This window comes from Microcoleus sp. K5-D4, assembly GCF_036704575.1.
Lineage (GTDB): Bacteria > Cyanobacteriota > Cyanobacteriia > Cyanobacteriales > Microcoleaceae > Microcoleus.
The window spans coordinates 75,214-81,305 of record NZ_JAUBSD010000019.1; the positions used below are offsets into that span (position 1 = coordinate 75,214).

Here is a 6,092-nt window from a genome sequence, read left to right on the forward strand (position 1 = left end):
TGAGAAGCCGGAAAAATCACCGTCTAATTCCCCACTCGCCCCCTTACTTCTGGCGATCGCCGCTATTGCTCAGCCTTTTATCCTCTGAGCAATGTACTTCCTTACTCTATCAGACCTCAATCAAACTATTCATACTAGCCCACTACAAGAGCCACCTCTTGTTCCTTCCTATCTGCAAGAACGCTTGCAACTGCTCGTCAAGCAAATTTTAATGGGATTACCTGTCGAGCCAATTCTCAACAGTCACCCCCAGTTCCAGCAGTGGGTTTTCCAGCTCAAAGAACTATCGCCATCACTGTTTTTACCGCAGCGAAAACTGTTTGTGGACATTCCAATTCAAACAAAACTAGACCGAACAAAAAGGGGAGTGACAGAAGAAAACTCTTCCCCTTCTCCTCCATTCAAAGTGATACAAGTCCGTACAAATGTGGGTTTAGTCAAAGGAACACCCAGACTATTTGAGTGGGCGATTCGCCATCCTGTACTGACTTGGCAAGACCGAGTTAAGTTATGGGTAGCTGCTGAATTCTTCGAGATCGAGCCTCACAAGCTGCAACTAATTATTTTGGCACTGCATCCGACTCAACCAGCAAAAAAAGTTCAGTTGGCCTGGGATAGTAAGCAACACCGACAAACCAAAAATTGGCTTTTGACTACCATTGAACGAGAGAGAGAACAAACAGTTATCAAGCTCAATGGTTATCTAACACCTCAACCGAAGGAAGTAGCAACAGCTATCAATTTGGATGAAATCAACGAAGTATCGATATAATCAGTTTACATTTTATTGCCATCCTCCTATCGAGAGATATGCACCCCTATTCCCGACGCAATCGCCCAAATATTAATACGTTTCTTCTATCCATAGGAGGATGGCACTCTTTAAGATGAGGAAAAACAATAGGTATGGATAAATGTAGTAGGAATGTTAGCCGTGACTGCAACTACCGCCACCCAACCAACAATAAGCCAACTAAAAACCATCCTAATAGTTGAAGATGACCCGATGATGCAGCTCGGGCTACAGCATATCCTCAATCGCCAACCCCATTTAACAGTAGTCGCACAAGCTGTTAACGGTAACGAAGCCGTCAGTGCCACACTGCAACACCAACCAGACATCGTGCTGATGGACATTGACTTGCCCGGAATCGACGGTATTGCAGCCGCGCAGCAAATTAGAGCTGCACTGCCACATACTCGCATCCTGATGCTCACCCACCACAGCAATCCAACTCAAGTTATGGCTGCTTTGTCAAGCGGCGCTCACGGCTACTGCGTTAAAGGCACTAATGCAGAACAACTTCTAGCAGCGATTACGGCTGTGCAGGAAGGTGGCAGCTACTTGGACCCTAAAATTGCCGACTGCGTACTGCAAAATCTCAAAACGCCGCCGCCCGATAGCTATGCGAATGACGACATCAAGCTGACTGAACGGGAAATGCAGGTTTTGCAGCAGCTAGTTGAGGGTAAAAGCAATAAACAAATCGCTGCTCAACTAGGAATGAGCGTCCACACCGCCAAAGGTCATGTAGAGATGATTATAGCTAAATTTGAAGCGAGCGATCGCACCCAGGCTGCCGTTAAAGCACTGCGTTTGGGGCTGGTTTAGCCGTTGGAATGCAGCTTCTAATTGTTCTAAAAAAAGTGGTTTTTGAGGCGTAGCTATCGCCTAGCAAATTATGGCATCTTGTCAATCTTCAAACTTTGGCAATGTTAACCAAAACCTGGCTCCTTTTCCCAATTCGCTATCAACGCCAATCTCTCCGCCGTGAGCCTCAACAATTTGCCTGCAAATGTAAAGTCCCAATCCCAATCCTTGCCTTAAACTAACTCCAAGCCCCCTGGTATAAGGCTCGAATAATCTTGCACATTGCTGAGGAGAAATTCCGGCCCCATTATCTGCAACCGTACAGCGAACCATCTCACCTTCCTTTTTAGCTTCTACAGTCAAAATAAACCCAGACTGATTGTATTTAACAGCATTGTCGATCAGATTGCCAAACACCCGCCATAGCTGCTGGGCATCAGCATTGACTAAAGGCAAATCTGCTGCAAAAAGCTGCTTAACCTTGACTCGATGCTGGTTGAGAATTGGTAATCTTTCAATAAAAATATTTTGGACTAAAGCGGGCAGCGACAGCGGCTTCATTGCTAAAGAAGCACTTTTCACATCAAACTGCTGTGTTGCTGTTAATGACTCAATCAACTGGAGTTGGCGCGAACAACTTTGCACCATAACCTCCACAGTCCGCCTATCAATAGCAATGTTACTGGCAGCATCATTGAGGCAACTTCGCAGCAGTAGCGACATTCCCGATAGAGGCGATCGCAAATCGTGCGAAACAGCGTGCAACAGCATTCTTAAATTGGCTTCTGCTTGCTGTCTTTCTTGAATTTCCTGGCTGAGCTGAATATTTTGTGCAGCCAATTGCACGTTAGCGCAGCGAAGTTGCTGCTGCAAGCGCTGCATTTTAAGTTGGGCAGATACCCGCGCCAACACTTCAACAGGCTCAAAAGGTTTTATAATGTAGTCAGCACCGCCCGCCTCAAACCCTTTTACTTTGTCAAATACGTCATCTAAAGCGCTGATGAAAATTACAGGGATACCACAAGTAGCTTCAGATGCTTTAAGTTGGCGGCAGACTTCATAACCATCCATACCGGGCATTTTTATGTCTAGCAAAATCAAGTCTGGCGCTTGCAACTCTACTGCTTTTAAAGCTCGCTCTCCACTAATCAGCTTCCTGACTTTGTAACCGTTTTCAATTAGCAGTTGAGAGAGCAGTTGAATGTTAGCTGGAATATCGTCAACAATCAAAATGTCAGCCAAAAATTGTTTAGTTTGCTCCATTATCTATCGCCACCAAATGACAGATTTTTAAGTTTTGTCCGAATATTGCCAACCGCTATTTTTCCAGCCGCGCTGTTCGCACCAGCAGCATTAACAGGCGACTTAATATCAGCCACCGTCACGGGTTCTTCTGGATCGTTCGGATGTGGTAGCAATTGGTAAGCGAATTGAATCCGCTTGTCGAGTTCTTCATCTATATTGAGCAGTTTACCCGTCTGCTGCTCTACTGACAAAGCTTTCGCCCGCCTTTCAAGCTGCGGTCTGATGCTGCTGTCCCACAGTTCTTCAGAATCTTTGGCTCGTTTTATGTCGCCGGGCCGCACCGGAATCTTGAGAGGATAGGGAAATAAAGCTTCCGTCCCCGTTGCGTAAGCAGGAGAAGTGATAACGCACTTGCCTTGAGGAAACCTCAGAATTTCGTCAGGACTAATCAGCGGTTTCTTTTGCAACTGTTCGCTCCAGTTGACAGAGCGACTCGTTTGTTGCCCCGTCGAACTGCCGGTCGATCGATTTTTTACCAGCACTTCCACTTCCCCGTACCGCTTAGAATATTTTTCGGCTGTCTCAAAATCGCCGGGGTTGAAGAGGACGTGAGTTGACAGAGCACTGGCGATCGCAGCCCCTTTTTTATCCCCATAAAGATTGTAAAGTTGATTGAGCGATTGAATGCCAACAATCGGCACGCCGCCAGCAGAACGATATTCGTTAGCCCACTGATCCATTCTGTCAAACTTGAGAGACGGAAACTCGTCTAAGCAGTACAAAAATGGGTCAGAACGTACCCGACTCAAATTAGACACCACACATAAATGAATAGCAGCAGCTAACAGCGGCCCCACTACAGTGCGCCTTTGGTCATCTAATTTGAAAATAATGCACTTTTTGCCTTCTAAAGCAATCGGAATGGTGCTGCGACCAATAAATGCCCGCAGCAAATCTTTTTGAATGAAACTGGAGTAGGTTGCCTCTGCGGTTGCCTTGATGCCCGCCACTGTTTTTTCAGCATCTTTTGAACTTAATAACTGCGAAAAACTAGAGGCAATCCACCTGTCCATTTTGAGGGGATGACCGTCTGGCCGATGAACGGCGTGGTCGATGCGCTTGACCAAATCTGGCAGTTGAATAATTGCGTACACAAAAGCTAAATCCGGGTAAGGACTGCTTTTTGCCAACTGCACTAAACCCTTCGCCATCAACTCGCCTGCTTTCTCAAAAAACTCATTGCCTTTACCCTCCCCCGGACTAGCATTTCGAGCAATAACTTGTCCAATTTCTGCTGCCATTACTGCATCTTGTGCATCTCTCATAAAATCCAAAGGATTGATAGTGCCGCTGTAAGCTTCCCCCGGTGCAAACACTTGCACGTCGTAGCCGTAGCGCACTGCAAGCGGTGCAAGGAGTTTCATTTGGTCTCCTTTTTTGTCGTAAATAATGACAGGAAAGCCTTGCTGAAATGCACTTTCAACCATCCGGTCAATGACGCTGAATGTTTTGCCAGAACCCGGAGCGCCAATGACTAAAGTTCCGCGTTCTGCGTGGGGAAACCAAACTGTAGGAGATGCACCTAATAGCGTTTGCAATCGAGCGCTCAATCCCTGACAACCTTTAAACCAATAAGTCGGCGTACCGCTCCACAAAGTGACGGGCTGCCGTTTTTTTTCTCTCATTTGTTTGAGGGCACAACCTGTGGCTGCCAATTTTTCAGCCGTCCCGCACAGCCGCCCGGAGGTAATTTTACCCTTTCCGTTTCCAACTAATTTGGAAACAATAAGTAAGCCTGCCATTAGCCCTAACATTGCCAGTCCCTCTGGCTTCATAAACTGACCCAACAACCCCCCAAAATCTATGCTAGTTAACGAACGTTTAGGAGGTTGAACTGCCATTGGTACTAAGGTAGCTTTGTTAATTTTAGGCAGAAATTGCAAATTGTTCATTTTTTTTAGTTCTTAAAAAAACTAAATGTTTCAGATAGCGGCTATCGCCTCAAGGGGGAGACCATTACAAAAATAGGTAAACAATGGTAAGAAGCAATAACGCGAAATCTCCAAGTAAGACAGTACAGAATTCTAGTGGAAACTCCAACACGCAAAAGAACAAGAGTGCTGATTATTACGAGATAGATCCGGAGCTATTCAACAGTGAATACAACCAAACTCGCAAGCCCTCTTTGCCCTACGGAATCGTGATTAACGATAACCCAGCAGGTATTTTGCTCCCGAACGACCAGCTTGCCAAAGCCGAGTGGCACGCAATGCCTAATCAAGAGGAATTGACAACGGTCGAACTAAGCGAACAAGTGACGGGCTTACTGCTCCAAAAAGCGAGAATGTTGGTATTAGCTTTTGTGCCTGAGTACATCCGCTACAAAGATATTGAAGAAAATGGAGAATTAGCAGGTACTTTTATTGGGCTTTACAACGAATATCGCGATTCCCTCGATAAAAAGACGCAGGAAGTGTGTTCCGAACACGCTCTCATGTTTCTAAATTCCAAAAACCAACCCCTGCATCAGGTACCGATTGTGATCCGCTTCAAGAATGTAGCCCTCTGGAGTTTTAAGAGCGCTAGAGAAGAATTTTACCGCAATTTGGAACGGGTATTTGCTGATTGCTTTGGGAAAGATTACAGCGGTAAAAATGACAAGTGGCGCTCTTTGGGAGTGTTGAATGTCGAGTTTAGAGCTATCAAAGAAGGGGAAGGCAAAAATAAATCATTTTGCTGCAAAACTCACAGCATTACTCAGCCAACTGATGCTAATTTTCACAAGCTATTTCTCGGTCAAAAACCACAAAAGAAATTGATTTGGGGACTGCACGATAGCATTGCTGGTTTCATAGACGCTAGCGATGCCGGGTTGCCAGCTATAGCTGCTGGTGCCGAACCTGAAGTCCAGGCGTTGCCAGAAAGCGTAACTAACCGCAAAAATCGAGGTAAATTGTCGCCCCCTCGCAAAATTGCACAAGTTGAAGGAGGAACAGACTCAGAATTAGAGGAGTTAGATGAATTTTCCGAGGCGGCTGAGGTTGAAGTTGAGGTTGATTCAGAAGAATATTTTGACTTCGATGAACCCGCAGACTACTAAACACTAACTACTGAAAAGCTGGCTGTCAGCAAGTTGATAGGTAAGGCCGTCGTAGCAAAACTGAAGCTGGCGGCGGCCTCAGGGTAAACGCATCTAAATTAATTTGACAAAACCCTGGATTTGTGCATGACTCAATCACTAAAAAAACCTTCCTAA

Annotated in this window: 5 protein-coding genes; 3 read left to right on the forward strand and 2 right to left on the reverse strand. The window is 45.7% G+C overall.

Going from position 1 to position 6,092, the window contains the following annotated elements:
* Nucleotides 1-91 precede the first annotated feature (91 nt).
* Both QUA77_RS08790 and QUA77_RS08795 read left to right on the forward strand, forming a co-directional pair.
* The gene (locus tag QUA77_RS08790; RefSeq protein WP_333449881.1) at nucleotides 92-772 is read left to right on the forward strand and encodes a hypothetical protein; all 681 of its coding nucleotides are present in this window, start codon (nucleotides 92-94) and stop codon (nucleotides 770-772) included.
* 153 nt (nucleotides 773-925) lie between these two features.
* Nucleotides 926-1,612 (forward strand): response regulator transcription factor, encoded by a 687-nt coding sequence (locus QUA77_RS08795; protein ID WP_333449882.1) that lies wholly within the window; start codon nucleotides 926-928, stop codon nucleotides 1,610-1,612.
* A gap of 81 nt (nucleotides 1,613-1,693) precedes the next feature.
* Here QUA77_RS08795 and QUA77_RS08800 read toward each other — a convergent pair whose 3' ends face one another.
* Both QUA77_RS08800 and QUA77_RS08805 read right to left on the reverse strand, forming a co-directional pair.
* Nucleotides 1,694-2,854: a hybrid sensor histidine kinase/response regulator gene (locus tag QUA77_RS08800; RefSeq protein ID WP_333449883.1), complete on the reverse strand. Its 1,161-nt coding sequence runs from the start codon at nucleotides 2,852-2,854 to the stop codon at nucleotides 1,694-1,696.
* Nucleotides 2,854-4,788 carry a type IV secretion system DNA-binding domain-containing protein gene (locus QUA77_RS08805; RefSeq protein ID WP_333449884.1) on the reverse strand — a complete coding sequence of 645 codons (1,935 nt, stop codon included), beginning with the start codon at nucleotides 4,786-4,788 and terminating at the stop codon, nucleotides 2,854-2,856. The genes QUA77_RS08800 and QUA77_RS08805 overlap by 1 nt, the downstream gene beginning before the upstream one ends.
* Before the next feature lie 83 nt (nucleotides 4,789-4,871).
* Between QUA77_RS08805 and QUA77_RS08810 the strand changes: the two genes are divergently transcribed.
* Nucleotides 4,872-5,936 carry a DUF5895 domain-containing protein gene (locus QUA77_RS08810; protein ID WP_333449885.1) on the forward strand — a complete coding sequence of 355 codons (1,065 nt, stop codon included), beginning with the start codon at nucleotides 4,872-4,874 and terminating at the stop codon, nucleotides 5,934-5,936.
* The last annotated feature ends 156 nt before the right edge of the window (nucleotides 5,937-6,092 follow it).